At 60.6% G+C, this 26,415-nt stretch carries 18 protein-coding genes; 3 read left to right on the top strand and 15 right to left on the bottom strand.

The genetic code is table 11. From position 1 onward, the window contains the following. Positions 1-8 precede the first annotated feature (8 nt). Complete coding sequence (locus FFH90_RS03090) at positions 9-902, bottom strand: LysR family transcriptional regulator (protein WP_018928607.1); 894 nt, start codon at positions 900-902, stop codon at positions 9-11. Positions 903-1,020: 118 nt separating this feature from the next. On the opposite strand from FFH90_RS03090, the gene FFH90_RS03085 reads away from it, so the two are divergent. Then, positions 1,021-2,295: an MFS transporter gene (locus FFH90_RS03085; RefSeq protein WP_018928608.1), complete on the top strand. Its 1,275-nt coding sequence runs from the start codon at positions 1,021-1,023 to the stop codon at positions 2,293-2,295. A gap of 69 nt (positions 2,296-2,364) precedes the next feature. On the opposite strand, the gene hemE is transcribed toward FFH90_RS03085, so the two are convergent. The 11 genes from hemE to FFH90_RS03025 all read right to left on the bottom strand — a co-directional run bounded on the left by hemE (position 2,365) and on the right by FFH90_RS03025 (position 18,439). Next, entirely contained in the window at positions 2,365-3,432 is a 1,068-nt protein-coding gene (gene hemE, locus FFH90_RS03080; protein WP_138866669.1) for a uroporphyrinogen decarboxylase, read from the bottom strand. 233 nt (positions 3,433-3,665) lie between these two features. Then, complete coding sequence (locus tag FFH90_RS03075) at positions 3,666-5,084, bottom strand: FAD-dependent oxidoreductase (protein WP_007936832.1); 1,419 nt, start codon at positions 5,082-5,084, stop codon at positions 3,666-3,668. A 33-nt stretch (positions 5,085-5,117) separates the two neighbouring features. Then, entirely contained in the window at positions 5,118-9,563 is a 4,446-nt protein-coding gene (gene gltB / locus FFH90_RS03070; RefSeq protein ID WP_064615931.1) for a glutamate synthase large subunit, read from the bottom strand. A gap of 614 nt (positions 9,564-10,177) precedes the next feature. After that, a complete protein-coding gene (locus tag FFH90_RS03060; protein WP_064615929.1) occupies positions 10,178-11,791 on the bottom strand; it encodes an AAA family ATPase in 1,614 nt (537 codons plus the stop codon). Between the two features lie 10 nt (positions 11,792-11,801). Next, positions 11,802-12,902 (bottom strand): 3-dehydroquinate synthase, encoded by a 1,101-nt coding sequence (aroB, locus tag FFH90_RS03055; RefSeq protein WP_138866668.1) that lies wholly within the window; start codon positions 12,900-12,902, stop codon positions 11,802-11,804. Between the two features lie 150 nt (positions 12,903-13,052). Then, the gene (gene aroK, locus FFH90_RS03050; protein WP_019581860.1) at positions 13,053-13,571 is read right to left on the bottom strand and encodes a shikimate kinase AroK; all 519 of its coding nucleotides are present in this window, start codon (positions 13,569-13,571) and stop codon (positions 13,053-13,055) included. 4 nt (positions 13,572-13,575) lie between these two features. Next, positions 13,576-15,651, bottom strand: a complete 2,076-nt coding sequence (gene pilQ / locus FFH90_RS03045; protein ID WP_064615925.1) for a type IV pilus secretin PilQ — start codon at positions 15,649-15,651, stop codon at positions 13,576-13,578. A gap of 13 nt (positions 15,652-15,664) precedes the next feature. Further along, complete coding sequence (locus FFH90_RS03040; protein WP_138866667.1) at positions 15,665-16,192, bottom strand: pilus assembly protein PilP; 528 nt, start codon at positions 16,190-16,192, stop codon at positions 15,665-15,667. Continuing rightward, on the bottom strand, positions 16,189-16,812 hold the full coding sequence (pilO, locus tag FFH90_RS03035; protein WP_018928616.1) for a type 4a pilus biogenesis protein PilO: 624 nt from the start codon (positions 16,810-16,812) through the stop codon (positions 16,189-16,191). The genes FFH90_RS03040 and pilO overlap by 4 nt, the downstream gene beginning before the upstream one ends. Then, on the bottom strand, positions 16,809-17,375 hold the full coding sequence (locus FFH90_RS03030; RefSeq protein WP_138866666.1) for a PilN domain-containing protein: 567 nt from the start codon (positions 17,373-17,375) through the stop codon (positions 16,809-16,811). The genes pilO and FFH90_RS03030 overlap by 4 nt, the downstream gene beginning before the upstream one ends. Continuing rightward, a complete protein-coding gene (locus FFH90_RS03025; RefSeq protein WP_018928618.1) occupies positions 17,375-18,439 on the bottom strand; it encodes a pilus assembly protein PilM in 1,065 nt (354 codons plus the stop codon). Before FFH90_RS03025 ends, FFH90_RS03030 begins: the two co-directional genes overlap by 1 nt. Positions 18,440-18,653: 214 nt before the next feature. Between FFH90_RS03025 and FFH90_RS03020 the strand changes: the two genes are divergently transcribed. After that, on the top strand, positions 18,654-21,095 hold the full coding sequence (locus FFH90_RS03020) for a penicillin-binding protein 1A (RefSeq protein ID WP_111453922.1): 2,442 nt from the start codon (positions 18,654-18,656) through the stop codon (positions 21,093-21,095). 133 nt (positions 21,096-21,228) lie between these two features. Here the strand turns inward: FFH90_RS03020 and FFH90_RS03015 are convergent, their stop codons facing one another. From FFH90_RS03015 to rpmE, 3 genes are all read right to left on the bottom strand, one after another. After that, entirely contained in the window at positions 21,229-22,497 is a 1,269-nt protein-coding gene (locus FFH90_RS03015) for a malic enzyme-like NAD(P)-binding protein (RefSeq protein WP_018929144.1), read from the bottom strand. Between the two features lie 170 nt (positions 22,498-22,667). Beyond that, positions 22,668-23,468 carry a thermonuclease family protein gene (locus FFH90_RS03010; protein ID WP_138866665.1) on the bottom strand — a complete coding sequence of 267 codons (801 nt, stop codon included), beginning with the start codon at positions 23,466-23,468 and terminating at the stop codon, positions 22,668-22,670. Positions 23,469-23,503: 35 nt separating this feature from the next. Continuing rightward, positions 23,504-23,722, bottom strand: coding sequence for a 50S ribosomal protein L31 (gene rpmE, locus FFH90_RS03005; protein ID WP_018929146.1), 219 nt, complete (start codon positions 23,720-23,722; stop codon positions 23,504-23,506). A 330-nt stretch (positions 23,723-24,052) separates the two neighbouring features. Here rpmE and FFH90_RS03000 point away from each other — a divergent pair, with 330 nt between their 5' ends. Next, entirely contained in the window at positions 24,053-26,272 is a 2,220-nt protein-coding gene (locus FFH90_RS03000; RefSeq protein ID WP_018929148.1) for a primosomal protein N', read from the top strand. The last annotated feature ends 143 nt before the right edge of the window (positions 26,273-26,415 follow it).

The following is a 26,415-nucleotide window of genomic DNA, read 5'->3' as shown; positions in this document are numbered from 1 at the left end:
TTGTAGCGCTATGGCATCAGCTTACGCGTCAACAACTCCACAAACGCCTTGGCCATCGGCGACTTCTGATCCTTGCGCTGCACCAGCCACACCGCCGAAATCGCCTCTGGATCGAGCAATGGCCGATACACCACGCCATCAATGCGCATCCGCTGATAAGACGCTGGCAACACCGATACCCCCAAACCCGCCGCCACCAGCCCGATGATGGTCATCGCCTCGCCCGCCTCCTGGGCAAAGTGCGGGCTGAAGCCGGCGTCCCGCGCCAGGCTGAGCAGTTGTGCGTACAGACCGCTGCCATAGCTGCGCGGGAAAAATACGAACGGCTCGAGGGCCAGAGCGGACAGGAACAGACCTTCTTCGCTGCCATCCACCAGCGGATGCTTGGAGCTGAGCACCGCCACCAATGGCTCACGCATCAGTTCCACCACGCTGAGGGAGTCCGGCAAGCCCAACGGGCGCATGATGCCGACCTCGATCGACTCGTCCACCAGCGCATCGGCCACTTGGGTGCTGCTCATTTCCCGCAGGTTCAGGTGCACCGCCGGGAAGCGCTGGCGAAATGAGAAAATCGCCTGGGGAATGGTCGAGTTGAACGGCGCCGACGAGGTGAAGCCGATCTTCAGTTCACCCAATTCACCAAGTTGTGCCCGCCGAGCCACATCCGCCGCTTTGTCGACCTGAGCCAGCGCCAGCCGCGCCTCTTCCAGAAACAGCCGACCGGCCTCACTCAGCTCGACCCGACGATTGGTCCGCTCGAACAGACGCGCCCCCACTTCCTGTTCCAGCGCCTGAATCTGCTGGCTCAGCGGCGGCTGCGAGATGCCCAGCACTTGGGCGGCGCGGCCGAAATGCAGTTCTTCGGCGACGGCAATGAAGTAGCGCAGGTGACGCAATTCCATGAAAACTCCATTAGGTCGTTAAACCTATCAAACAGGTCGAACAATATATTGGATAGAAACATTAGCCAGCTATATGATTTTTTCATTGCCTGACCGGCTGCGTCCTCCGAGGTCCGAAGTGAAAACTGCTGTCGCCCCACTCGCCCATGAAATCCCGCCCGCCGCGCTGAATGATGTCGTCGCTGAACATAACGAGATCTACATCGAGAAAGGCACACCGATGTTTATGCGCACGGTGCTGGCGCTGTTCTCCGGAGGCTTCGCGACCTTTGCCCTGCTCTACTGCGTACAGCCGATGATGCCGCTGCTGTCCCGCGAGTTTTCCATCAATGCGGCCCAGAGCAGCCTGATCCTGTCGGTCGCCACCGGCCTTCTCGCCATCGGCTTGCTGATCACCGGCCCCATCTCCGATCGCATCGGGCGTAAACCGGTGATGGTCGCCGCACTGTTCGCCGCCGCACTGTGCACCATGGCCAGTGCGATGATGCCGAGCTGGCAAGGCGTGCTGGTGATGCGGGCGCTGGTCGGGCTGTCGTTGAGCGGTCTGGCGGCGGTGGCGATGACTTACCTGAGCGAAGAGATCCACCCGCAGCACATTGGCCTGGCCATGGGCTTGTACATCGGTGGCAATGCCATCGGCGGCATGTGTGGACGCTTGATCGTCGGGGTGCTGATCGACTTCGTCAGCTGGCACACGGCAATGCTGGTCATCGGCGGCCTGGCGCTGATTGCCGCCGCGGTGTTCTGGAAAATCCTCCCCGAATCGCGCAACTTCCGCGCCCGCTCGCTGCACCCGCGTAGCCTGCTCGACGGCTTCACCATGCACTTTCGCGACGCCGGCCTGCCGCTGCTGTTTGTCGAAGCGTTCGTGCTGATGGGCGCGTTCGTTACCCTGTTCAACTACATCGGCTATCGCCTGCTGGCCGAGCCGTATCACATGGACCAGGCCTTCGTCGGGCTACTCTCGGTGGTGTACCTGTCGGGCATCTACAGCTCGGCGAAAATCGGCGCCCTGGCCGACCAGCTCGGCCGGCGCAAAGTGCTCTGGGCAACCATTGTGGTGATGCTCGCGGGCCTTGCGTTGACGATGTTTACGCCCCTGCCAGTAGTGATCTTCGGCATGCTGGTCTTCACCTTCGGCTTCTTCGGCGCGCATTCGGTGGCCAGCAGCTGGATCGGTCGTCGCGCGACCAAGGCCAAGGGGCAGGCGACGTCGTTGTACCTGTTCAGCTATTACGCCGGGTCGAGTATCGCGGGTACGGCGGGCGGTATGGCCTGGCATCTGGGTGGCTGGAACGGGATCGGGCTGTTCATCAGCGGATTGCTGGTGATTGCGCTGTTGGTGGCGTTGAAATTGGCGAAGTTGCCGCCGTTGGAGAATTTGAAAGCTTAAGGCTGCGATCTTTTTGATTTTGATGCAAAAACGCCCGGCAAATGCCGGGCGTTTTTTATCGGGCGACGATCACTCGTGATACTGCGCCGACAGCTCATGCACCGCGCGCAAGAAAGCGCCTGCGTGCTCCGGATCGACTTCCGGGGTAATGCCATGGCCGAGGTTGAACACGTGGCCGCTGCCCTTGCCGTAGCTGGCGAGGATCCGGCCGACTTCGGTGCGGATGGCCTCTGGCTTGGCGTAAAGCACGGTCGGGTCCATGTTGCCTTGCAGGGCGACTTTGTTGCCGACGCGTTGGCGGGCTTCGCCAATGTCACAGGTCCAGTCCAGGCCCAGCGCATCAGCGCCGGCGTCGGCGATGCTTTCCAGCCACAGGCCGCCATTTTTGGTGAACAGGATGACCGGCACTTTGCGGCCTTCGTGTTCGCGGATCAGGCCGCTGACGATTTTGCGCATGTAGGCCAGGGAGAATTCCTGGTACGCCGCCGCCGAGAGATTTCCGCCCCAGGTGTCGAAGATCTGCACTGCTTGTGCGCCGGCCAGGATCTGGCCATTGAGGTACGAGGTGACCGACTGCGCAAGCTTGTCCAGCAGCAGGTGCATGGCTTGCGGGTTGTCGTAGAGCATGGCCTTGGTCTTGCGGAAGTCTTTCGACGAACCGCCTTCAACCATGTAGGTGGCCAGGGTCCATGGGCTGCCGGAAAAACCGATCAGCGGCACACGGCCGTTCAGTTCGCGGCGGATGGTGCTGACTGCGTCCATGACGTAGCCGAGGTCTTTCTGTGGATCAGGAATCGGCAAGGCTTCGATGTCAGCCAGGGTGCTGACGACCTTTTTGAAGCGTGGACCTTCACCGGTCTCGAAGTACAGGCCCTGGCCCATGGCATCGGGGATGGTCAGGATGTCGGAGAAGAGGATCGCCGCGTCCAGTTGTGGATAGCGGTCGAGCGGTTGCATCGTGACTTCGCAAGCGAACGCCGGGTTCATGCACAGGCTCATGAAGTCACCGGCCTTGGCACGGCTGGCGCGGTATTCCGGCAGGTAGCGACCGGCCTGACGCATCATCCACACTGGGGTGACGTCTACGGGTTGCTTGAGCAGGGCGCGAAGGAAACGGTCGTTCTTCAGGGCAGTCATGTCGGCATCCGGAAAAAAAGTGCGGGCATTTTCTCAGAGCGCGACGCAAAAGGCACGGCAAGAGCCGATCCTTTTGTCTATCGGGTCAATTTGTCGCGGTGAAATGCAGACTTTGCAGCACCACAAAACACTGTAGGAGCCGGCTTGCTGGCGATTCAGACGACGCGGTGTATCAGGTACACCGCGTTATCGTTCATCGCCAGCAAGCTGGCTCCTACAGGGTCAGGCGTCGATCAGACGCCCAGGTAATCGAGGATCCCTTCAGCGGCATTGCGGCCTTCGAAGATCGCCGTCACCACTAGGTCGGAACCGCGCACCATGTCACCACCGGCGAAGATTTTCGGGTTGCTGGTCTGGTGCTTGTACTGGCCTTGCTCCGGCGCCACGACGCGGCCCTGGCTGTCGGTCTGGATGCTGAACTGCTCGAACCACGACGCCGGGCTTGGACGGAAACCAAACGCGATGACCACGGCGTCGGCCGGGATGATCTCTTCGGAACCCGGGATCGGCTCGGGGCTGCGACGGCCACGGGCATCCGGCTCGCCGAGACGGGTCTCGACCACCTTCACGCCTTCGACACGGTCTTCTCCGACGATTGCGATCGGCTGGCGGTTGTAGAGGAATTTCACGCCTTCTTCCTTGGCGTTCTTCACCTCTTTGCGCGAGCCCGGCATGTTCGCTTCGTCACGACGATAGGCACAGGTCACCGCCTTGGCGCCCTGACGAATCGAGGTACGGTTGCAGTCCATCGCCGTGTCGCCGCCGCCCAGCACCACCACCTTCTTGCCTTTCATGTCGACGAAATCTTCCGGCGACTTTTCAAAGCCCAGGTTGCGGTTGACGTTGGCGATCAGGAAGTCCAGCGCGTCGTGCACGCCTGGCAGGTCCTCGCCGGCGAAGCCGCCCTTCATGTAGGTGTAGGTGCCCATGCCCATGAAGACCGCATCGAACTCTTCGAGCAGTTGTTCCATGGTCACGTCCTTGCCCACTTCGGTGTTCAGGCGGAACTCGATGCCCATGCCGGTGAAGACTTCGCGGCGATTGCTCAGCACGGTCTTTTCCAGCTTGAACTCGGGAATGCCGAAGGTCAGCAGACCGCCGATTTCCGGGTTCTTGTCGAACACCACCGGCGTCACGCCGCCACGCACCAGCACGTCGGCACAGCCCAGGCCCGCAGGGCCCGCACCGATTACCGCAACACGCTTGCCAGTCGGCTTGACCTTGGACATGTCCGGGCGCCAGCCCATGGCGAACGCGGTGTCAGTGATGTACTTCTCGACCGAACCGATGGTCACTGCACCGAAACCGTCATTGAGGGTGCAGGCCCCCTCGCACAGACGATCCTGCGGGCACACCCGGCCGCAGACTTCCGGCAAGGTGTTGGTCTGGTGCGACAACTCGGCGGCCTGGAGGATGTTGCCCTCGGCCACCAATTTGAGCCAGTTGGGAATGAAGTTGTGCACCGGGCACTTCCATTCGCAATACGGGTTACCGCAGCCCAGGCAGCGGTGGGCCTGGTCGGCCGACTGCTGGGGTTTGAACGGTTCGTAGATTTCCACGAACTCTTTCTTGCGTTGACGCAACAGTTTCTTCTTCGGATCCTTGCGCCCGACATCGATGAACTGGAAGTCGTTATTCAGACGTTCAGCCATAGTTAAAACCTCATCAAACTCTTCAGGCGCATATCACTGCGGGTTGGCACGGGTGCTGGAAAGCAACGATTTCAGGTTGGCAGCCTTGGGCTTGACCAGCCAGAAACGACGCAGATAGTCATCGAGGTTTTCAGCGAGGTTACGACCCCACTCGCTGTCGGTTTCCTCGACGTATTCGTTCAGCACGCGTTGCAGGTGGCTGCGATAGGCTTCCATCGCCTCACCGCTGATCCGCTGGATTTCCACCAGTTCGTGGTTGACCCGGTCAACGAAGGTGTTGTCCTGGTCGAGCACGTAGGCGAAACCACCGGTCATGCCTGAGCCGAAGTTGTAACCGGTCTTGCCCAGAACGCAGACGAAACCACCGGTCATGTACTCGCAGCAGTGATCGCCTGTGCCTTCCACCACAGTGTGAGCACCGGAGTTACGCACCGCGAAACGCTCGCCAGCGGTGCCGGCGGCGAACAGCTTGCCGCCAGTGGCGCCATACAGGCAGGTGTTGCCGATGATGGCACTGTCCTGCGTCTTGTAGAGGCTGCCTTTCGGCGGAACGATGACCAGTTTGCCGCCGGTCATGCCTTTGCCGACGTAGTCGTTTGCGTCGCCTTCCAGGTACATGTTCAGGCCACCAGCGTTCCACACGCCGAAGCTCTGACCCGCCGTCCCTTTGAAGCGGAAGGTGATCGGCGCGTTGGCCATGCCCTGGTTACCGTGTTTGCGGGCGATTTCACCGGAGATCCGCGCGCCGATGGAACGGTCGCAGTTGCAGATATCCAGGGCGAAATCGGCACCGCTCAGGTCGTTGATTGCCGAGGTGGCCATGTCGACCATTTTCTCGGCCAGCAGGCCTTTGTCGAACGGCGGGTTGCGGTCGACCTGGCAGAATTGAGGCTTGTCTGCCGGGATGTGATCGCTGCCGAGCAACGGAGTCAGGTCCAGGTGGTTCTGCTTGGCGGTCTGGCCTTCGAGGACTTCCAGCAGATCGGTACGACCGATCAGCTCTTCGAGGGAGCGCACGCCCAGCTTGGCCAGCCACTCACGGGTTTCTTCGGCGACGTAGGTGAAGAAATTCACCACCATGTCGACGGTCCCGATGTAGTGATCCTTGCGCAGCTTCTCGTTCTGAGTCGCAACGCCGGTGGCGCAGTTGTTCAGGTGGCAGATGCGCAGGTATTTGCAGCCCAGGGCGATCATTGGCGCGGTGCCGAAGCCGAAGCTTTCAGCGCCGAGAATGGCTGCCTTGATCACGTCGAGGCCGGTTTTCAGGCCACCATCGGTTTGTACCCGGACTTTGCCGCGCAGGTCGTTGCCACGCAGGGTCTGGTGGGTTTCGGCCAGGCCGAGTTCCCACGGTGCGCCCGCGTATTTGATCGAGGTCAGTGGCGATGCACCGGTGCCGCCGTCGTAGCCGGAGATGGTGATCAAGTCCGCGTAGGCCTTGGCCACACCGGCCGCGATGGTGCCGACGCCCGCTTCTGCCACCAGTTTCACCGAAACCAGCGCATTCGGGTTGACTTGTTTCAGGTCGAAAATCAGCTGCGACAAGTCTTCGATCGAATAGATGTCGTGGTGCGGCGGAGGCGAAATCAGGGTCACGCCCGGCACTGCGTAACGCAGCTTGGCGATCAGACCGTTGACCTTGCCGCCTGGCAACTGACCACCTTCGCCGGGCTTGGCACCCTGGGCGACTTTGATCTGCAGCACTTCGGCGTTGACCAGGTATTCCGGGGTCACACCGAAGCGGCCAGTGGCGACTTGCTTGATTTTCGAGCTCTTGATGGTGCCGTAGCGCGCCGGGTCTTCGCCGCCTTCGCCGGAGTTCGAACGCGCACCGAGGCGGTTCATGGCTTCGGCCAGGGCTTCGTGGGCTTCCGGCGACAGGGCGCCCAGCGAAATACCAGCGGAGTCGAAGCGCTTGAGCACCGACTCCAGAGGCTCGACTTCGCTGATGTCCATCGGCGTGTCGAGGGTCTTGACCTTGAGCAGGTCGCGGATCATCGACACCGGGCGGTTATCCACCAGTGACGTGTATTCCTTGAACTTGCTGTAGTCGCCCTGCTGCACTGCGGCTTGCAAGGTGTTGACCACGTCAGGGTTGTAGGCGTGATATTCGCCACCGTGGACGAACTTCAGCAGACCGCCTTGCTGGATCGGCTTGCGCGGGCTCCAGGCTTCAGCCGCCAGGGCTTTCTGCTCGGCTTCGATGTCGACGAAGCGTGCACCCTTGATGCGGCTTGGCACACCACGGAAGCTCAGTTCGCAGACTTCTTCGGACAGACCGATGGCCTCGAACAGCTGTGCACCGCGATACGACGTGATGGTCGAGATGCCCATCTTCGACAGGATCTTGAGCAGGCCCTTGGTGATGCCTTTGCGGTAGTTCTTGAACACCTCATAGAGGTCGCCCAGCACTTCACCGGTGCGGATCAGGTCACCCAGCACTTCATAGGCCAGGAACGGGTAGACCGCCGAGGCGCCGAAACCGATCAGCACCGCGAAGTGGTGCGGATCACGAGCGGTCGCGGTTTCCACCAGAATGTTGGAGTCGCAACGCAGGCCTTTTTCGGTCAGGCGATGGTGCACGGCACCAGTCGCCAGCGAAGCGTGGATCGGCAGCTTGCCCGGAGCAATGTGACGGTCACTCAGTACGACCTGGGTGCGACCGGCGCGAACGGCTTCTTCAGCCTGATCGGCGACGTTACGCACCGCGGCTTCGAGACCGACGCTCTCGTCATAGTTGAGGTCGATGATCTGACGCTCGAAGCCTGGGCGATCGAGGTTCATCAGCGAGCGCCACTTGGCCGGAGAAATGACCGGCGAGCTGAGGATCACGCGCGAGGCGTGTTCCGGCGACTCCTGGAAGATGTTGCGCTCGGCACCGAGGCAGACTTCCAGCGACATGACGATGGCTTCGCGCAGCGGGTCGATCGGCGGGTTGGTGACCTGCGCGAACTGCTGACGGAAATAGTCGTACGGCGTGCGCACGCGCTGGGACAGCACGGCCATCGGCGTATCGTCGCCCATCGAGCCGACGGCTTCGTAGCCTTGCTCGCCGAGCGGACGCAGCACCTGGTCGCGCTCTTCGAACGTGACCTGGTACATCTTCATGTACTGCTTGAGCTGGTCGACGTCGTAGAACGCTGAACCGTGGTCGTTGTCTTCCATGGTCGCCTGAATGCGCAGGGCATTCTTGCGCAGCCATTGCTTGTACGGATGACGGGACTTCAAGCGGTTGTCGATGGCGTCGGTGTCGAGGATCTGACCGGTTTCGGTGTCCACGGCAAAGATCTGGCCCGGGCCGACACGCCCCTTGGCGATCACGTCCTCAGGCTGGTAGTTCCAGACACCGATTTCCGAGGCCAGGGTGATGAAACCGTTCTTGGTGGTCACCCAACGCGCCGGCCGCAGGCCGTTACGGTCGAGCAGGCACACCGCGTAGCGACCGTCGGTCATTACTACGCCAGCCGGGCCGTCCCACGGTTCCATGTGCATCGAGTTGTATTCGTAGAACGCACGCAGATCCGGGTCCATGGTTTCGACGTTCTGCCACGCAGGCGGGATGATCATCCGCACGCCACGGAACAGGTCGATGCCACCGGTGACCATCAGCTCGAGCATGTTGTCCATGCTGGAGGAGTCGGAACCGACACGGTTCACCAGCGGGCCGAGTTCATCCAGATCCATCAGATCATTGGTGAACTTGGTGCGACGGGCCTGCGCCCAGTTGCGGTTGCCGGTGATGGTGTTGATTTCGCCGTTGTGGGCAAGGAAGCGGAACGGCTGCGCCAGCGGCCATTTCGGCAGCGTGTTGGTCGAAAAGCGCTGGTGGAACACGCAGATCGAAGTTTGCAGGCGCTGGTCGCTCAGGTCTGGATAGAAGGCGGTCAAGTCCGCCGGCATCATCAGGCCTTTGTAAATAATGGTCTTGTGGGAAAAGCTGCAGATGTAGTGATCGACATCGGCGGCGTTGGCCACGGACGAACGACGACGGGCGCTGAACAGCTTGATCGCCATGTCCTGATCGCTCAGGCCTTCACCACCGACGAACACTTGCTCGATCAGCGGCAGGCGCTCGAGGGCCAGGCGGCCGAGGACGCTGGTGTCGATCGGCACTTTGCGCCAGCCGACCAGGGTCAGGCCTTCGGCCAGGATTTCGCGGTTCATGTTCTCGCGAGCGGCTTCGGCTTTCACCGGATCCTGGTTGAAGAAGACCATGCCCACGGCATATTGCTTGGGCAGTTCGACGCCGAAGGTTTCCTGGGCGATGGCACGCAGGAACACATCCGGCTTTTGAATCAGCAGACCGCAACCGTCACCGGTCTTGCCGTCGGCGTTGATCCCACCGCGGTGGGTCATGCAGGTCAGGGCCTCAATGGCCGTTTGCAAAAGGGTATGACTGGGCTCGCCCTGCATATGGGCTATCAGGCCAAAACCGCAGTTATCCTTGAATTCATCTGGTTGGTACAGACCTGCTTTCATAGACACTTTCTCACCAGGCTGCCTCTTATCGAGGCAAATTTCTTTTCAATTCAACCAGTTACCATCCGCGCCGAACGTACGCCAGCTTTGCGGGGGCAAAAGGGAGGTCATTGTACACACCGACACAGAGGCTCACAAATTTGACGACGAAATGTCGCAAATCCATGTCGCATTTGTGAAAGGTTTAAAGCGATATGCTGTGCTAGTCAAAACTTTTTTAATTTTGACCGCAGCGACTCAAAGACTACTGTGACGCAGACACCACAAGGCACGCGGCCGCAGGGACTGTTGGCGCTTGCTGGCGAACCGCGTTGCACGCCAACGTGCGCGAGGCAAGGCGCGGGATGCTGCCAATGGTTGTTCCCTTGGCAAATCCCGCAACGCAGCCTCGCGCACGTTGGCGCGCAACCCGAAGGGACGCGCCCCATTTGACGCTGGGCAGCGTTGCTCGGAACTTATTTGGAAAAACCAAACAGCGTTCCTCGCGCCTCGCCCAGCGTCAAATGGGGCTGCGTCGCGGTCGTCAGCAAGCGCCAACAGTCCCTGGAGGCGGCATGCGCTTGTAGAAATTTTGAGGTGCTTGGAGAGGCGGCCTGGGTAAGGCCGCCGAATCTTCAGCGAGTTGTTGCCAGTTCCTGTTGGACGCTGGCGACAGTGCGAGGCCAAGGTTTACCAGCCTGAACCTTCGCTGGCAAGGCCTTGATGGCAGTAACGGCTGCATCGCGGTTGGCGAAGCTACCGTAGGTGATGACGTAAAGCGGCTTGCCGTTGAGCACTTTCTTGAAATAACGGTACTCGCCGCCCTGCTCCTTGACGAAGTTTTGCGCGGTCGATTCGGAGCTGGTGCCAAGGATCTGCACTACATAGCTGCCCGGTGCCTGGCCTGCGTACCAGCTGCCACCAGCGGCTTTGGCCACGGTAGCTGGCTTCTCGGCGGGTTTGGCCACGACGGCCGGCTTGGCGGGCGCTGGAGCCGGTTTGGCAGCCGGTGCAGGCGCTGGCGCTGGCTTGGCCACAGGCGCGACAGGCTTGGCGGTCGCGACTTGAGTCGGCGCAGGCGTCGGCTTGGCAGCCGGTGTCGGCGCGGGCCCCGCTGGAACGCCTGCCGGTGGCGCAGTGGTGGTCACGGTCGGCGGTGTGGCGCTGGAGCCTTCGACCGGTACGCCATCATCGCCTTCGGTAATGCCTCCAGCCGCTTCGGCCAACGGACCACGCATCACTGGCTGCGAGTTACCGACCAACGGCAATGGCATCGGTTGCGTATTACCGGCGAACTCCACGGAGGGAGCGCCTGCACTGTTAGGTTTTGGCGTGCCCTGGCCCAGCGGCAGTTGTGCCTGTTCGTTGGCAGGCGCGCCGGTGGTCGGTGCTTTGTTGCGACCTGGCATCAACCAGGCGGCAGCTACCGCGACCACGACGACGGCGGAAATTGCCAATACGTGTTTCTTCGGCATGTTGAACCCCATACTTGGACGCTTGACCGCTGAGCGGCTGGCAATCATGGCTTCGATCATTGCATCGCGGGCGACCTGGTTGATGTTGCCAGGCCAACCGTCGGAGCTTTCGTGAATATCAGAGATCTGATCCGCGGTGAAAAGTTCGATTCCCCGGCCAGCACCTTCAAGACGCTGATCCAGATATTCGCGGGTTTCTTCTTCGGTGTAGGGCTGCAATTCGATGACGTGAAAACGCTCTTCCTCGAGGCTCAGCGCATCAAGTTGAGCAATCAGCGAGGACTCACCGAACAGGAATACATGCGGACGACCTTCCGGCGCGCCGGCAGCCAGGGCCAACAAGGCTTCCAGTGCAGACTCGTCGAGTTGCTCGGCGTCATCCACCAGCAAATAGACTTCCTGCCCCGTGAGCGCAAGCTGCACCACTTGAGCCAGGATCGCACCGATCTCGGCCTGAGCAACGTCCAGCGCCTGAGCCACTTGATTCAGCACGCCAGCGGCGTCGCCGGCGCCACGGGCGGAAACCACCACGCTCTGCACTGACTGTTTGTTGGTGCTGGCTACCAGGGCCTGACGCAACAGGGTTTTGCCGCTGCCTTGCGGACCGGTGACCACCAGCAGCAACTGGCTGTAGCGAGCCAGGTGGTGCAACTGGCCCAGCACCGGCTTGCGCTGGGCCGGGAAGAATTTGAAGCCAGGCACCCGTGGAGCGAAAGGGTCATGACTTAACTGGTAATGGCCGAGGAAAGCCTCGTCGGCATGCAAACTAGTCATCGGGATCTTATTAACCTTTAAGCTGAGCCAGGGCGCGGTAATCCGCTCCCAGCGTGGCCTGTAAAACCTCTTTCGGATAATCGTCGGTCACCACCGCTTCGCCCATGTGGCGCAGCAGCACCAGGCGCAAACGACCGTCGATCACTTTCTTGTCAATTGCCATGTGTTCGAGAAAATCGGCTTCAGTCATCTCTTCCGGCGGGATGACCGGCAGGCCGGCGCGCTGGAACAGGCGAATACCGCGATTACGCTCCTCTTCGCTGATCCAGCCCAGCCGTGCGGACATTTCCAGAGCCATCACGGTGCCAGCAGCGACTGCTTCACCATGCAACCAGACACCATAGCCCATATGGGTTTCGATCGCGTGGCCGAAGGTATGCCCCAGGTTCAACGTGGCACGCACGCCGGTCTCTTTCTCGTCGGCACCCACCACTGCCGCCTTGGCCGCACAGGAACGTTCGATAGCGTAAGTCAGGGCGACCTGGTCCAGGGCGCGCAGTCGATCGACGTTTTCTTCGAGCCAGGTCAGGAATGGCTCGTCACAGATCAGCCCGTACTTGATGACTTCCGCCAGCCCGGCAGACAGTTCGCGGGCCGGCAGTGTATTGAGGGTGGCGGTATCGATCAGCACCACGTTGGGCTGATAGAAGGCGCCGACCATGTTCTTGCCCAGCGGATGATTGATCCCGGTCTTGCCGCCCACCGAAGAATCTACTTGCGACAGCAACGTGGTCGGCACCTGGATGAAATCGACGCCTCGCTGGTAGCAGGCCGCGGCAAAACCGGCCATGTCACCGATCACGCCGCCACCGAGGGCAATCACCGTGGTGCGACGGTCGTGCCGAGCAGTCAGCAGGCCATCGAAAATCAGTTGCAGGGTTTCCCAGGTCTTGAAGGCTTCGCCATCGGGCAGCACCACGGAAATGACCGAGAACTGCGCCAGACTGCGGGTCAGACGCTCGAGGTAGAGCGGCGCGACGGTCTCGTTGGAGATGATCGCCACCTGCCGCCCGCGGATATGCGGGGCTAGCAGCTCAGGCTTATCCAACAAACCTTCGCCAATATGAATCGGGTAGCTGCGCTCGCCTAGATCGACCTTGAGTGTCTGCATGTGTCCCCACAGTGAAGATGGAATCAGGCGTCCTGCCTTGAGTTTACGAATTCCATGGCGTCTGCTGGTGTGACGCCGTCCGGTAATCATCCGCCACAACTTTGAGCGGCTGCGACAGGACGCCGAGGATAGCGCATTTCGCCCCGTGCATTAACGGGGCGGCAGCTGCTGCAAGCGTTCGAGAATATCGAGCACCACCATCCGCGGTGGCCGCTCATCGGTTTCCACCACCAGGTCGGCGATTTCCCGATACAGCGGGTCACGGATCGCAAGCAAGTCCCGCAGGGTCTTGGCCGGATCGGCGGTACGCAGCAGTGGCCGATTGCGATCGCGAGCCGTTCGGCCCACTTGCTGCTCGACAGACGCGTGCAGATAGACCACCCGACCACCGGCGTGCAGCGCCCGACGATTGGCCTCGCGCATTACCGCTCCGCCACCGGTCGCCAACACCACGCCGTCGGACGCGCACAGCTCGGCAATCATCGCCTGCTCGCGGTCACGAAAGCCCGGTTCGCCTTCTTTATCGAAAATCCACGGGATATTGGCGCCCGTGCGCAATTCAATTTCCTTATCGGAATCTTTGAACGGCAGGCGCAGCTCTTTGGCCAGCAACCGGCCGATGGTGCTTTTTCCAGCCCCCATCGGTCCAACAAGAATCAAATTTCGCACAGAATCAATGACTCACAGCAATCGCCTGATTGTTCATGATACGCGGAGTGAGAAATACCAGCAGCTCGGATTTTTTCTCCGAAACCACGTCACGCCGGAAAAGGCGGCCAAGATACGGTACATCACCGAGAAATGGCACCTTATCTACAACCTTGCTCTGAGTATTTGAGAAAACCCCACCAATCACGATGGTCTCGCCGTCGTTGACCAATACCTTGGCGTTGACCTCGTTTTTCTTGATCGGCGGTACATCCTGCACTTTGTTCAGGTAGTCCGGTTCGTCCTTGGTGACCTTGACCTCCATGATGATGCGGTTGTCCGGGGTGATCTGCGGCGTCACTTCCAGGGACAGCGAGGCCTCCTTGAACGACACCGAAGTGGCACCGCTGGAGCTGGCTTCCTGATAGGGGATTTCGGTGCCCTTGAGGATTTTCGCGGTTTCCTTGTCTGACGTGACCACCTTGGGCTGCGAGACGATTTCCCCGTTGCCGGTTTTTTCCATGGCCGTCAGCTCAAGGTCCAGCAGCACATTGTCGGTAATGAAGGCGATGCCGATCCCCGAGGTGTTGGAGGAAGTCCCAAGGTCGACGAACGGCGAGTTGGTGCTGGTGCTGCCCGGCGTGCCGACGGTGGTCGAAGAGCCGTTGACCCCGGAGCCGTTCCAATTACCCTTCTGCACCGAACCGCCCCAGCGCACGCCGAGGCTTTTGTCGTAATCGACGTTGGCTTCAACGATGCGCGCCTCGATCATCACCTGACGCACTGGAATATCCAGCTGTGCAACGATGCGACGCAGCTCGTCGAGGCGGTCCTGGGTCTGGTAGGCAATGATGTTGTTGGTCCGCTCATCGACAGTGATTGAACCGCGCTCGTCGACTTTCGCCTCGGCGCTGGTCACCGACTGGAACAGCTTGGCGATATCGGCAGCCTTGGCGTAGTTGACCTGCAACAGCTCGCGACGCAGAGGCGCCAGTTCGGCGATTTGTTTCTGCGACTCCAGCTCCTGACGCTCCCGGGCGGCGATTTCATCGGCCGGCGCCACCAGCAACACATTGCCAATCTTGCGCTTATCCAGGCCTTTGGTTTTCAACACCAGGTCCAGCGCCTGATCCCACGGCACATTCTGCAGGCGCAACGTGATGCCGCCCTGCACCGTGTCACTGGCCACCAGATTGAGGTTGGTGAAATCGGCGATCAATTGCAGCACCGAGCGCACATCGATGTCCTGGAAATTCAACGAGAGCTTTTCGCCGCTGTAGGCAAAACGTTCGGCGTTGCGTTTTTGCAAGTCATCGACAGTCATCGGCCGGATGCTGATGGTCAGTTTGTTATCGGTCTGGTAGGTCGAATAATCGAAGGCGCCGCTGGGCTCGATGCTGATGATGGCCCGGTCGCCCGTGGCGCTGGCGTTGACGAACTGCACCGGGGTAGCGAAATCCTTGACGTCGAGGCGTACGCGCAACCGCTCAGGCAATTGAGTTTTGGTGAAGCCGACGATGATCTTGCCATCGCGTTCCTGAATGTCCGGGGCAATGGATGGATCCGACAGATCGATAACCACGTTGCCTTCACCCTGGGTGCCACGCTGGAAATCCACGCCACGAATAGCCTTGCCCACGGGAGCACTGGCTCTGGCGGGTGCGGGTACCGCCGTGGCCGCGCGTGGTGCGCTGGCAATCGGTTTTGACGCCTTGTTACCGGCCGCCTGCCCGACGACCACGAACAGGTTGTTGCCTTCGACACGTGCGCTATACGGAGTCAGTTGAGTCAGACCGATGATCAGCCGCGTGCGGTCCTTGGCTTCCACCACCGTGGCGCTGCGGGCATTGCCGCCGCCCAGGTCACGACTCTTGTTCGCCAGCTGACTGGTAACTCCCGGCAAATCCAGCGCAATCCGCGCAGGCTGCTCAGTCGTATAGCCATGAGGCTGCGGTGGCGGCCCGTCGAACGACAACTTCAGCTCGACACGGTCACCAGGCAGCGCGGCGACATCCAGCGCTTTGAGGTTGGCCGCCTGTACCAACGGCGACAGAAACGCTATCCATAGCGAAATACCGAAGGTTGAGAAAATCCTGTTCATTGTTCGAGTTCCACTATGAGTGCTCTTTCAAAGGGATGGTCCGCGGCCGCTCCAGCCAGGCGCCTTCGCCATCGGGAACGATTTCGACCACATCGACTTGCGAAGCGCTGATGGCGACGATCCGTCCATCATTACGTCCCAGGTAATCGCCGACTTTCAGCCGATGCACACCGCCCGCCCCGCGCAGCAGCGCAAAGGAGCCGGAGGCATTGGAGATTGTGCCGACCATTTCAAATTGTTCGATGTTGAAGCCTTCGAGGTACTGCTTGACCCGGTTGGGGTCGGGCTTGACGTTGCGCGAGCCGTGCTTCTGGCCAGCCAGATCGACTCTGACCTGCCGGGAGAACGGACTGCGCAGGTTGGCAGCGCTGTAGGTGAATGTCGGATAAGACTGGAATGTCGGCGTTGGTTCAATTTTGCCGGGCGCTCGCAGGCGCACTTCGTTCAGGTAGGCGTCGATGTCGCTGAAACCATTGTCACCGCCACAACCGGCCAGGACGACCAGAGACATCACCATCGACAGGCAACGAATCGGGTTCATTTCTGCAACCCCTTGTCGTTGTAGCGGTAGGTCTTGGCAAGGATGCTCATGCGCAACTTCGGACCGCCTTCGGGATTGGCCGGCACCAAGTCGAAATCATGCAGGGTGACGATCCGCGGCAACCCCGCCACGCCGCTGACGAAAGTGGCCAGGTCGTGATAGGCGCCGGTGACGGTGATCTGGATAGGGAGTTCGATGTAGAACTGCTGGGTGACCTCCGGCAGCAGCTTGATCTCTTCGAACTCCAGGCCACTGCCCAGGCCGGTGCGGGTGATGTCCTCCAGCAGGCCGGGCACTTCGGTGTCGCTGGGCAATTGCCGTAATAGCATGCCGAAGGAGTTCTCCATTTCCTTCATCTGCTGGGTATACAGCTCAAGATTGGCCGCCATGTGGGCTTTGGTCGCAAACTGCTCCTTGAGCGTCGACTCCTCCTCACGCTTGAGTTCCAGGTGGCTTTCCAGGTCGCTGATCAGGAAGCTATAGCCCAGAGCCATCACCAGCACCATCAGCAGAACACTCGCAAGAACCTTGATCGCCCTTGGCCAGGAACCCATGTTGTTGGTGTCCAGATCGCTGATGTCGATCTGGCGCAACCCTTCGAGCCATTCGGACAGCCTCATTTAGCCACCCCCACAATTGCCGGCTGAGTCTGACGGACGGTCAACTGAAAAATATTGGCCTGATCCAGCTGACCGGCGGTGGTCGCTTTGACTTCCGTGAGATTGGGCGCATCAAACCAGTCGGATGCATCTAGATTGCGCATCAAATCCGAAACACGATTGTTGGACTCCGCCGCGCCGGTGATGGACAAGGTCTTGCCGATCATTTTCACTTCGGTGAAATACACGCCGTCCGGCAAGGTGCGCGCCAACTGATCGAAGATCCTCCCGCTGATCGGCCGGTTGCCTTGCAGGTCCTGGATGATGCGCATACGCTCAACGAGCTGCTGGCGACGAGCCTTCAGATCGCTGATCTGTTTGATCCGTTCGTCGACCACGGCAATCTGCTTGGCGATGTAATCGTTACGCGCGACTTGTCGATCAATGGCGCTGTTAATGACCTGGTCCGTGATCAGCAGTGCCCCCACCGACCCTGCCAGCACACCGGCCAACGCCAGCAAAAAGCGTTTGCGCCGCGCTTCGCGCAACTCTTCACGCCAGGGTAAAAGATTGATCCGTGCCATCAGTCGAAACTCCTGAGGGCCAGCCCGCAGGCGATCATCAGTGCCGGCGCATCGCTCGCCAGGGCACTGGCGTTGACCCTGCTGCTCAGGGTCATGTCGGAGAATGGGTTAGCGACCTGGGTCGGCGTACCCAGACGCTGCTCGATCAACCGATCCAGCCCTGGGACCGAGGCAGTGCCGCCGGCCAGGAGAATGTGATCGACCGAGCTGTATTGGCCGGAGGCAAAGAAAAACTGCAATGAGCGCGATACTTGTTGCACCAACGCATCCCGAAACGGCTGCAAGACCTCACTGACGTAATCGTCCGGCAAACCACCCTGTTTCTTCGCCAACCCAGCCTGCTCGACCGTCAGGCCATAACGGCGCTGGATTTCTTCCGTCAGTTGTCGGCCGCCGAACAATTGTTCGCGGGTGTAGATGATCCGCCCATTATTCAACACGCTCAGGGTGGTCATGGTGGCGCCGATATCGACTACCGCCACGGTCAGATGCTCCTGAGAGGCGGCCAGCTGGGTTGCCAGCAAGCCGAACGCTCGCTCCAGGGCATAGGCTTCGACATCGACTACTCGCGCGGTCAGCCCGGCCAGGGCCAGGGCCGCTTCACGAACCTCGACGTTTTCCTTGCGACAGGCGGCCAGCAGCACATTGACCCGCTCGGGGTTGCGCACTGACGCGCCTTGCACTTCAAAGTCGATCGCCACTTCATCCAGCGGATACGGGATGTACTGATCGGCCTCGATCTTCAGCTGGTTTTCCATCTCGTCGTCGGAAAGACCGGCGTCCATCTCGATGGTCTTGGTGATCACCGCCGAGCCGGCGACCGCCACGGCGACGTTCCTCTGGCTGGTTTTGGCCTTGAGCAGCACGCGCGCAAGGGCCTGCCCCACGCCTTCGAGCTCGGCAATATTTTTTTCGACCACGGCACTGGCGGGCAGCGGCTCGACCGCATAGGCCTCGACCCGATAACGGTCGCCTTGGCGGCTTAACTCCAACAGCTTCACCGACGTAGAGCTGATGTCGATCCCCAGAAGCGCATTGGTTTTTTTATTGAAGAGTCCTAGCACTACCAATTCCCTATGACTATCCGTGAGTTACGGACTCTGTAATATCCATTGCGTTCAATACCCCCCGTCTTGACAGAAGCGCAAATGACGCTCCCTGCGGAAAAATGCTTATAATGCCGAGCGTTTTTCCGCTTTCACTGCAAGCGCGGGTCATTCTCTTTATAGCCTGAACCCTGATGCCTAATTCATTCTTTGCCCTGGATATCCAAAAGCCTTGATTCGTCTGCTGAAATTCTTCGGTTGGTCCATCGTCGCCGTTTTCTGCGGACTGCTCCTGGGTCTGAGCGGCGCCTTTCTTTACCTTAGCCCTGGATTGCCATCTGTGGAGGCGCTGAGAAGCATTCAGTTGCAGATTCCTTTGCGGGTGTACAGCAGCGACAACAAGTTGATCGCAGAATTTGGCGAAATGCGCCGTACGCCGATCCGTTTCGCCGACATTCCCCCCAATTTCATTAATGCGTTACTAAGTGCTGAAGACGACAATTTCGCCAACCACTACGGCGTCGATCCCAGCAGCCTGATGCGTGCCGCCACCCAGCTGGTAAAGAGCGGACACATTCAGTCCGGCGGCAGCACCATCACCATGCAGGTGGCGAAGAACTTCTTCCTGAGCAGCGAACGCAGCTTCTCGCGCAAAACCACCGAAATCCTCCTGGCCCTGCAGATCGAACGGCAGCTGACCAAGGACGAAATCCTCGAGCTGTACGTCAACAAGATTTATCTGGGCAACCGCGCCTATGGCATCGAGGCAGCGGCGCAGGTCTATTACGGCAAGTCGATTCGTGACGTCAGCCTGGCGCAGATGGCGATGATCGCCGGTCTGCCAAAAGCCCCGTCGCGCTTCAACCCGCTGGCCAACCCGGCCCGCAGCAAGGAGCGTCGCGACTGGATCCTGGGGCGCATGTACAAGCTCGGCAAGATCACCGAAGCCGACTACACCGCGGCGATCAACGAACCGCTGAACGCCAGCTATCACGTGCCGACTCCGGAAGTGAACGCACCGTACGTCGCCGAAATGGCCCGCGCCGAAATGGTCGGTCGCTATGGCAGCGATGCGTACACCGAAGGTTTCCGCGTCACCACCACGGTGCCGAGCGATTTGCAGGAAATGGCCAACAGCGCGGTTCACGAAGGCTTGATGACCTACGATCAACGGCACGGTTATCGCGGCCCCGAGTCACGCCTGCCGGGTAAAACCCGAGAGGCCTGGACCCAGGAACTGACCAAGCAGCGGACCATCAGCAGCCTGGAGCCGGCGATCGTGACCCAGGTCGACAAGAACGGCGTGCAGGTGCTGACCCGCACCGGCGAAGAACACGTCGCCTGGGACACCATGAAGTGGGCCCGTCCGTTCCTGAACACCAACAGCATGGGCGCCAATCCGAAGCAGCCGTCGGACGTCGCGCAGGTCGGCGATCTGATTCGCGTACAACGTCAGCCGGACAATTCGCTCAAATTCAGCCAGATTCCGCAGGCCCAGGGCGCACTGGTGTCCCTCGATCCGCAGAACGGTGCCATTCGTTCCCTGGTCGGCGGTTTTGCCTTCGAGCAGAGCAACTACAACCGCGCCATGCAGGCCAAGCGCCAGCCAGGTTCGAGCTTCAAGCCGTTCGTCTATAGTGCCGCCCTGGATAACGGCTACACCGCCGCCAGCCTGGTGAACGACGCACCGATCGTGTTCGTCGACGAGTACCTGGACAAGGTCTGGCGCCCGAAGAACGACACCAACACCTTCCTCGGCCCTATCCGCATGCGTGAAGCGCTCTACAAGTCGCGCAACCTGGTATCGATCCGCCTGCTGCAAGCGCTGGGCGTCGACCGCACCATCGACTACATCAGCAAGTTCGGCTTCAACAAGCAGGACCTGCCACGCAACCTGTCCCTGGCATTGGGCACCGCGACCCTGACGCCAATGGAGATCGCCACTGGCTGGAGCACCTTCGCCAACGGCGGCTACAAGATTTCCCCGTATATCATCGACAAGATTGAAAGCCGCAACGGCGACACACTGTTCGTTGCCAACCCGCCGAGCGTTCCGAAAGGCAACGTAGTCAGCGACGGCATCGCCGTGCCGGCCGCCAATACCTTCACCGTCAACGCCATCCCAGGCGAAGCGCCGGGCGCCCAGCCAGTGTCACAAGCGCCAGCGGTGGCCGAACGTATCATCGATGGTCGCACCACCTACATCCTCAACAGCATGCTTGAGGACGTGATCAAACTCGGTACTGGCCGTCGTGCGCTGGCCTTGGGCCGCAGTGACATTGCGGGCAAGACCGGCACCACCAACGAATCCAAGGACGCCTGGTTCTCCGGCTACAACGCCGATTACGTGACCACCGTCTGGACCGGCTTCGACCAACCGGAAAGCCTGGGTAAACGCGAGTTCGGCGGCACCGTCGCCCTGCCGATCTGGATGAACTACATGGGCGCTGCCCTCAAAGGCAAGCCAGCCCATACCCAGCCGGAACCTGAAGGCATCCTTAGCCTGCGGGTCGACCCGGTCAGCGGTCGTGCAGCCACCCCAAGCACGCCAGGCGCCTACTTTGAGCTGTTCAAGGCCGAAGATACGCCACCGTCGGTGAACGAGCTGGGTAACGGCAATGTGCCGGGCAGCCCGCTACCAGCGGACGAAGCGGCGCCGATCGATTTGTTCTGATCGCCACAACACCAAAAAGCCCCGCCTTCGAAAGAAGTGCGGGGCTTTTTATTGCCTGCCTGCAAACCACTCAGATACAAAAAAGCCCCGACTCAGAATGAGCCGGGGCCTTTGGTTGAAGCGCTACAACGGCTTAGCCGTTGAACACGTCATCCACGCTTTTCAGCGGGTAGTTCTTCGGATACGGCAGGGTCGCCACGCCGGTCTCGATTGCAGCCTTGGCCACGGCATCGGAGATCAGGGTGATCAGACGGGCATCCATTGGTTTCGGGATGATGTACTCACGACCGAATTCCAGCTTGATGCCGCCGTAGGCATCGCACACTTCCTGAGGCACTGGCAGCTTGGCCAGTTCACGCAGGGCGTTGGCAGCAGCCACTTTCATTTCTTCGTTGATGCGCTTGGCGCGAACGTCCAGGGCGCCACGGAAGATGAACGGGAAGCCCAGTACGTTGTTGACCTGGTTCGGGTAGTCCGAACGGCCGGTGGCCATGATCACGTCGTTGCGAGTGGCGTGCGCCAGTTCCGGGGAGATTTCCGGATCCGGGTTCGAGCATGCGAACACGATCGGGTTGGCCGCCATGGATTTCAGGCCTTCAGCGCTCAGCAGGTTCGGGCCGGACAGGCCAACAAACACGTCGGCGCCTTCCAGTGCGTCAGCCAGGGTGCGCTTGTCAGTCGCGTGAGCGAAGACGGCCTTGTACTGGTTCAGGTCATCACGGCCGGAGTGGATCACACCGGTACGGTCAACCATGTAGATGTTTTCGATGTTGGCGCCCATGCTCACCAGCAATTTCATGCAGGAGATGGCGGCAGCACCGGCGCCCAGGCAGACGATCTTGGCTTCCGGCAGGGTTTTACCGGCGATTTCCAGGGCGTTGATCATGCCGGCAGCGGTCACGATCGCGGTACCGTGCTGGTCATCGTGGAATACCGGAATGTCGCACTGCTCGATCAGAGCGCGTTCGATTTCAAAGCACTCAGGCGCCTTGATGTCTTCCAGGTTGATGCCACCGAAGGTGATGGAGATACGTTTGACGGTGTCGATGAAGGCTTGCGGGCTTTCGGAGTCGACTTCGATGTCGAACACGTCGATGCCGGCGAAGCGCTTGAACAGAACACCTTTACCTTCCATCACCGGCTTGGAAGCCAATGGACCGAGGTTACCCAGGCCCAGAATCGCGGTGCCATCGGAAATGACTGCAACCAGGTTGCCTTTGCCGGTGTATTTGTAGGCCAGTTCAGGATCGCGGGCGATTTCGCGTACTGGTTCGGCTACGCCGGGGCTGTAGGCCAGCGACAGGTCGCGGGCGGTAGCAGTGGCCTTGGTGAGCTCGACACTCAGCTTCCCTGGACGAGGATTGGCGTGATATTCGAGAGCGGCAGTTTTCAAATCAGACATGTGGGCATTCCGCTTTTTACTGTTGGACAGACGGACCGCCGAGGATACTCGTGTCGCAAAGTCCCCACAAGACTGACCAGTCACCCCTGTCAAGCGCCCTGCCCTACGACTTTGGGCCAAGAGCCACGGAATACAAGGGATAGACTGTTCACAATCCACAGAATAAATGTCTACAATTTTTCTTGCGGCGCGACCTGCAACATCGCCGGATCGGTCAGCGGCAAAAGCCAGCGTGCCTGCCCGGGCTTCAGCCCGCCACGGCGCGAACGATCCACGACCCAGCCACGAGCCTCGATTTGCTTGCCTTTGAGCTTCTCAAGCGACGCGCCATCGAATTGCCCCAGCAAATTGGGTGCAACCCGCAACACAACTGAATCCTGCAACTCGATCCAAACCCCGCCGCGATTGCGCTGAACCTTGCTCACACGACCACTGAGCACGGCGAAGCCGGACGCGTTGATCTGCTCCGCTTTCAGTACAGGTGACTGTCGCCACAGCCCGAGGCCGGCCTGACGAGCACTGCGTTCCGCCGCCTGCTGGCAGCCGACCAAATCGACGTTCGGCGCTACCGCGACCTGAAAACCGAGACCTTCAGCAAGCATCTGCGCTTCGAGGTTGGCGCCATCGACGCTGTAGACATGGGCCAGGGTGCGGCCGTAATGGTCCTTGCCTTCTTTACCCGGCAGCAAACCGACCCGCCCGTCGCTGGCGGCCACCAGGGCTTCCAGGCGTTTGCGCGCGGCCTCGGCGAACGGCTCGTCGGAACGACCCTGCTTGCCCAGCTCCGGCGTGTTCAAACCGATCATGCGCACACTGCGCCCATCGCTCAGACGCAAGGTGTCGCCATCCACCACCCGCTGGACTGCGACCGGCGTCAGCCCGCTCGGCGCCGGGCAGAAGGCCTGGGCACCGGAAAGCCAAATCGCAGACATAAAAAAGGCGCCCGCGAGGGACGCCTTTTTTATCAGCATGGAAAAACCGTAACGGCTTCCCAAGTTGATCGGCCTTAGGCCTTTTTCGCGCCGAAAGCACCGAAACGGTCTGCGAAACGCTGAACGCGGCCGCCAGTGTCCAGAGTCTTTTGCTTACCGGTGTAGAACGGGTGGCATTCGTTGCAAACGTCGATCGCCAGGGCTTTGCCGTAGGTCGAACGGGTTTCGAACTTGTTGCCGCAGCTGCAGGTAACAGCAACTGCTGGGTATTCTGGATGGATATCAGCTTTCATGGTGTCTTCCTCAGGCTAGCGTGCCGCCACCCAACACTATTGTTGAATACCGCACGTAATTAGGCCGCGGATTCTACCAGACCTTTGCAAACACGCAAGCTGTCGTGGGTGCCCTCCATCAGGAAAGACTGTTCAATGTTGACGGCGTCTTTTAACGCCATGCTGCGTTGCTACTCCTCCCCATAGCGCGCTATGAGTCGTCGTAGCGCCTTGCCTGGCATTAAAATCCACTCGTCAACACTTGAACGCTTTCCTGATGGAGGACACAAATCCGACCGTCTGCTAGGCTCCCGGCCTTCGTCATCGCTCCCCTATCGAGAAAACAATCGCGTGCCCAACGCCATTCTGCGCCTCGCCCTGCCTTCGCCCCTGCGCCGCCTGTTCGACTATCGCGCCCCGGCTGGAGTCCTGCGCGCCCAGTTACACCCGGGCATGCGTTTGCGGGTGCCGTTCGGCCGGCGGGAGATGATCGGAATTCTGGTGGAGATCACCGACCACAGCGAAGTCCCGACAGAAAAGCTCAAACCGGCGCTGGCCCTGCTCGATGCCGTACCGCCGCTGCCACCCGCGCTGTTCAAGCTGTGCCTGTGGACGTCCCAGTATTATCAGCACAGCCTCGGCGACACGTTGAGCTGGGCGCTGCCGGTGTTGCTGCGTCAGGGTGAACTGGCCGAAGCCCGTCAGGAGCGGTTCTGGTCCGCCGCGCCCGGCGCCAGCCTCGATGACCCGCGCATCGCCCGCGCCCCGCGGCAGCGCGAAGCCCTGGCGACCCTGGCGCAACATCCCCACGGCGTCGCCCATCAGTTGCTGAGCAAACTGATGCTGAGCAAGGACAGCCTCGATCTGTTGCTGGCCAAGGATCTGGTGCAGGTAGACATCCGCAGGCACGCGCCCGGCGCTCGCCACGAACACTGGCTGGCACAACCGGAATTGCCGCTCAACCCGGAGCAGCGCGCCGCTTATGAAGCGATTCGCGCCGGGTTCGACAGTTATCACGCGTTCCTGCTGGCCGGCGTCACCGGCAGCGGCAAGACCGAAGTCTATTTGCAACTGATCCGCGAAACCCTCGAGGCCGGCAAGCAAGCCCTGGTGTTGATCCCGGAGATCAACCTCGGCCCGCAAACCCTGGCGCGCTTCGAACAGCGCTTCAATGCACGCATCGCACTGATCCACTCCGCCGTCAACGACCGCGAGCGCCTGGACGCCTGGCTGGCCGCCCGGGATGGCGAAGCCGACATTATTATCGGCACCCGTTCGGCGCTGTTCACACCGATGAAGAACCCCGGCCTGATCATCATCGATGAAGAGCACGACGGCTCCTATAAACAGCAGGAAGGCTTGCGCTACCACGCCCGCGACCTGGCGCTGGTTCGCGCCCGGCAGGAAAACATCCCGATTGTCCTCGGCTCCGCCACGCCTTCGCTGGAAAGCCTGCAAAACGCCTACACCGGTCGTTACGGCCTGCTGCGCCTGAATGAGCGCGCCGGTGGTGCCAAGCAACCGCGCTTCCTGCGCCTGGACGTGAAAAGTCGTCCACTGGACAGCGGCATTTCCGGGCCGATGCAGCAAGCCATCGGTCAGACCCTCGCCGCCGGCCAGCAGGTGCTGGTGTTCCTCAACCGTCGAGGGTTCGCCCCGACACTGCTCTGCCACGATTGCGGCTGGATGTCCGAATGCCAGCGTTGCGACGCGCGAATGACCGTGCACCAGCGCTCGGGCGAATTGCGTTGCCATCATTGTGGCTACGTCGAGCGCGTGCCTCGGCATTGCCCAAAGTGCGGCAAGGTCGATTTGCGGCCCGTGGGCGCCGGTACCGAGCGTGCCGAGGAACGCTTGGGGATTCTGTTTCCGGACGTCCCGGTGCTGCGGGTCGACCGCGACAGTACTTCACGCAAAGACGCGATGAATCAGTTGTTCGCGACCATCCAGAAAGGCCAGCCGTGCATTCTGGTCGGCACACAGATGCTTGCCAAAGGGCACCACTTCCCTCGGGTGACCCTGGTGTCGATTCTCGATGCCGACGGCGGGTTGTTCTCTGGCGACTTCCGCGCCAGCGAGCGCATGGCGCAGTTGATCGTGCAGGTCGCCGGGCGCGCGGGGCGGGCCGAAGAACCGGGCAAAGTGATTATCCAGACGCACCTGGCGGACCACCCGCTGCTGGTGCAACTGACCGAACAGGGCTACTTCGCCTTCGCCGAACAGGCGCTGAGCGAGCGCCGCTCCGCCGGGTTGCCGCCATTTGCGCATCTCGCGCTGCTGCGGGCCGAAGCGCACAAACCGGGGCAGGCCGAAGGGTTCCTCGATGAAGCGTGCAGTGAGGCCGAACGACTGCTGACCGAACAGCATCTGACCGGCATCGAGTTGCTGGGGCCGGTTCCGGCACCGATGGAGCGCCGGGCCGGGCGCTATCGCGCACAGTTATTGCTGCAAGCCACGGCCCGGGCGCCACTGCATCGATTGTTGAGCAGTTGGTTGCTGGCTTTGGAGCAGATGCCCAGTGGGCGGGCAGTGCGTTGGTCTTTGGATGTCGACCCTGTGGATTTGTATTGATTGGAAGGTTGCTTTCGCGAGCAAGCCCGCGATAGCGGTCGAATAGTCACCACATATCCATAACCTGCCCGCTATAGTTGGCAAGCCCGTCTTCGCAACGGATAATGCCCAGTTTTTCCACTAGCGCACTGAAGCGCCGCCGC

The sequence above is a fragment of the Pseudomonas sp. ATCC 43928 genome, assembly GCF_005938665.2.
Taxonomy (GTDB): Bacteria; Pseudomonadota; Gammaproteobacteria; order Pseudomonadales; family Pseudomonadaceae; genus Aquipseudomonas.
This window is presented reverse-complemented; position numbering and strand designations above follow the sequence as displayed.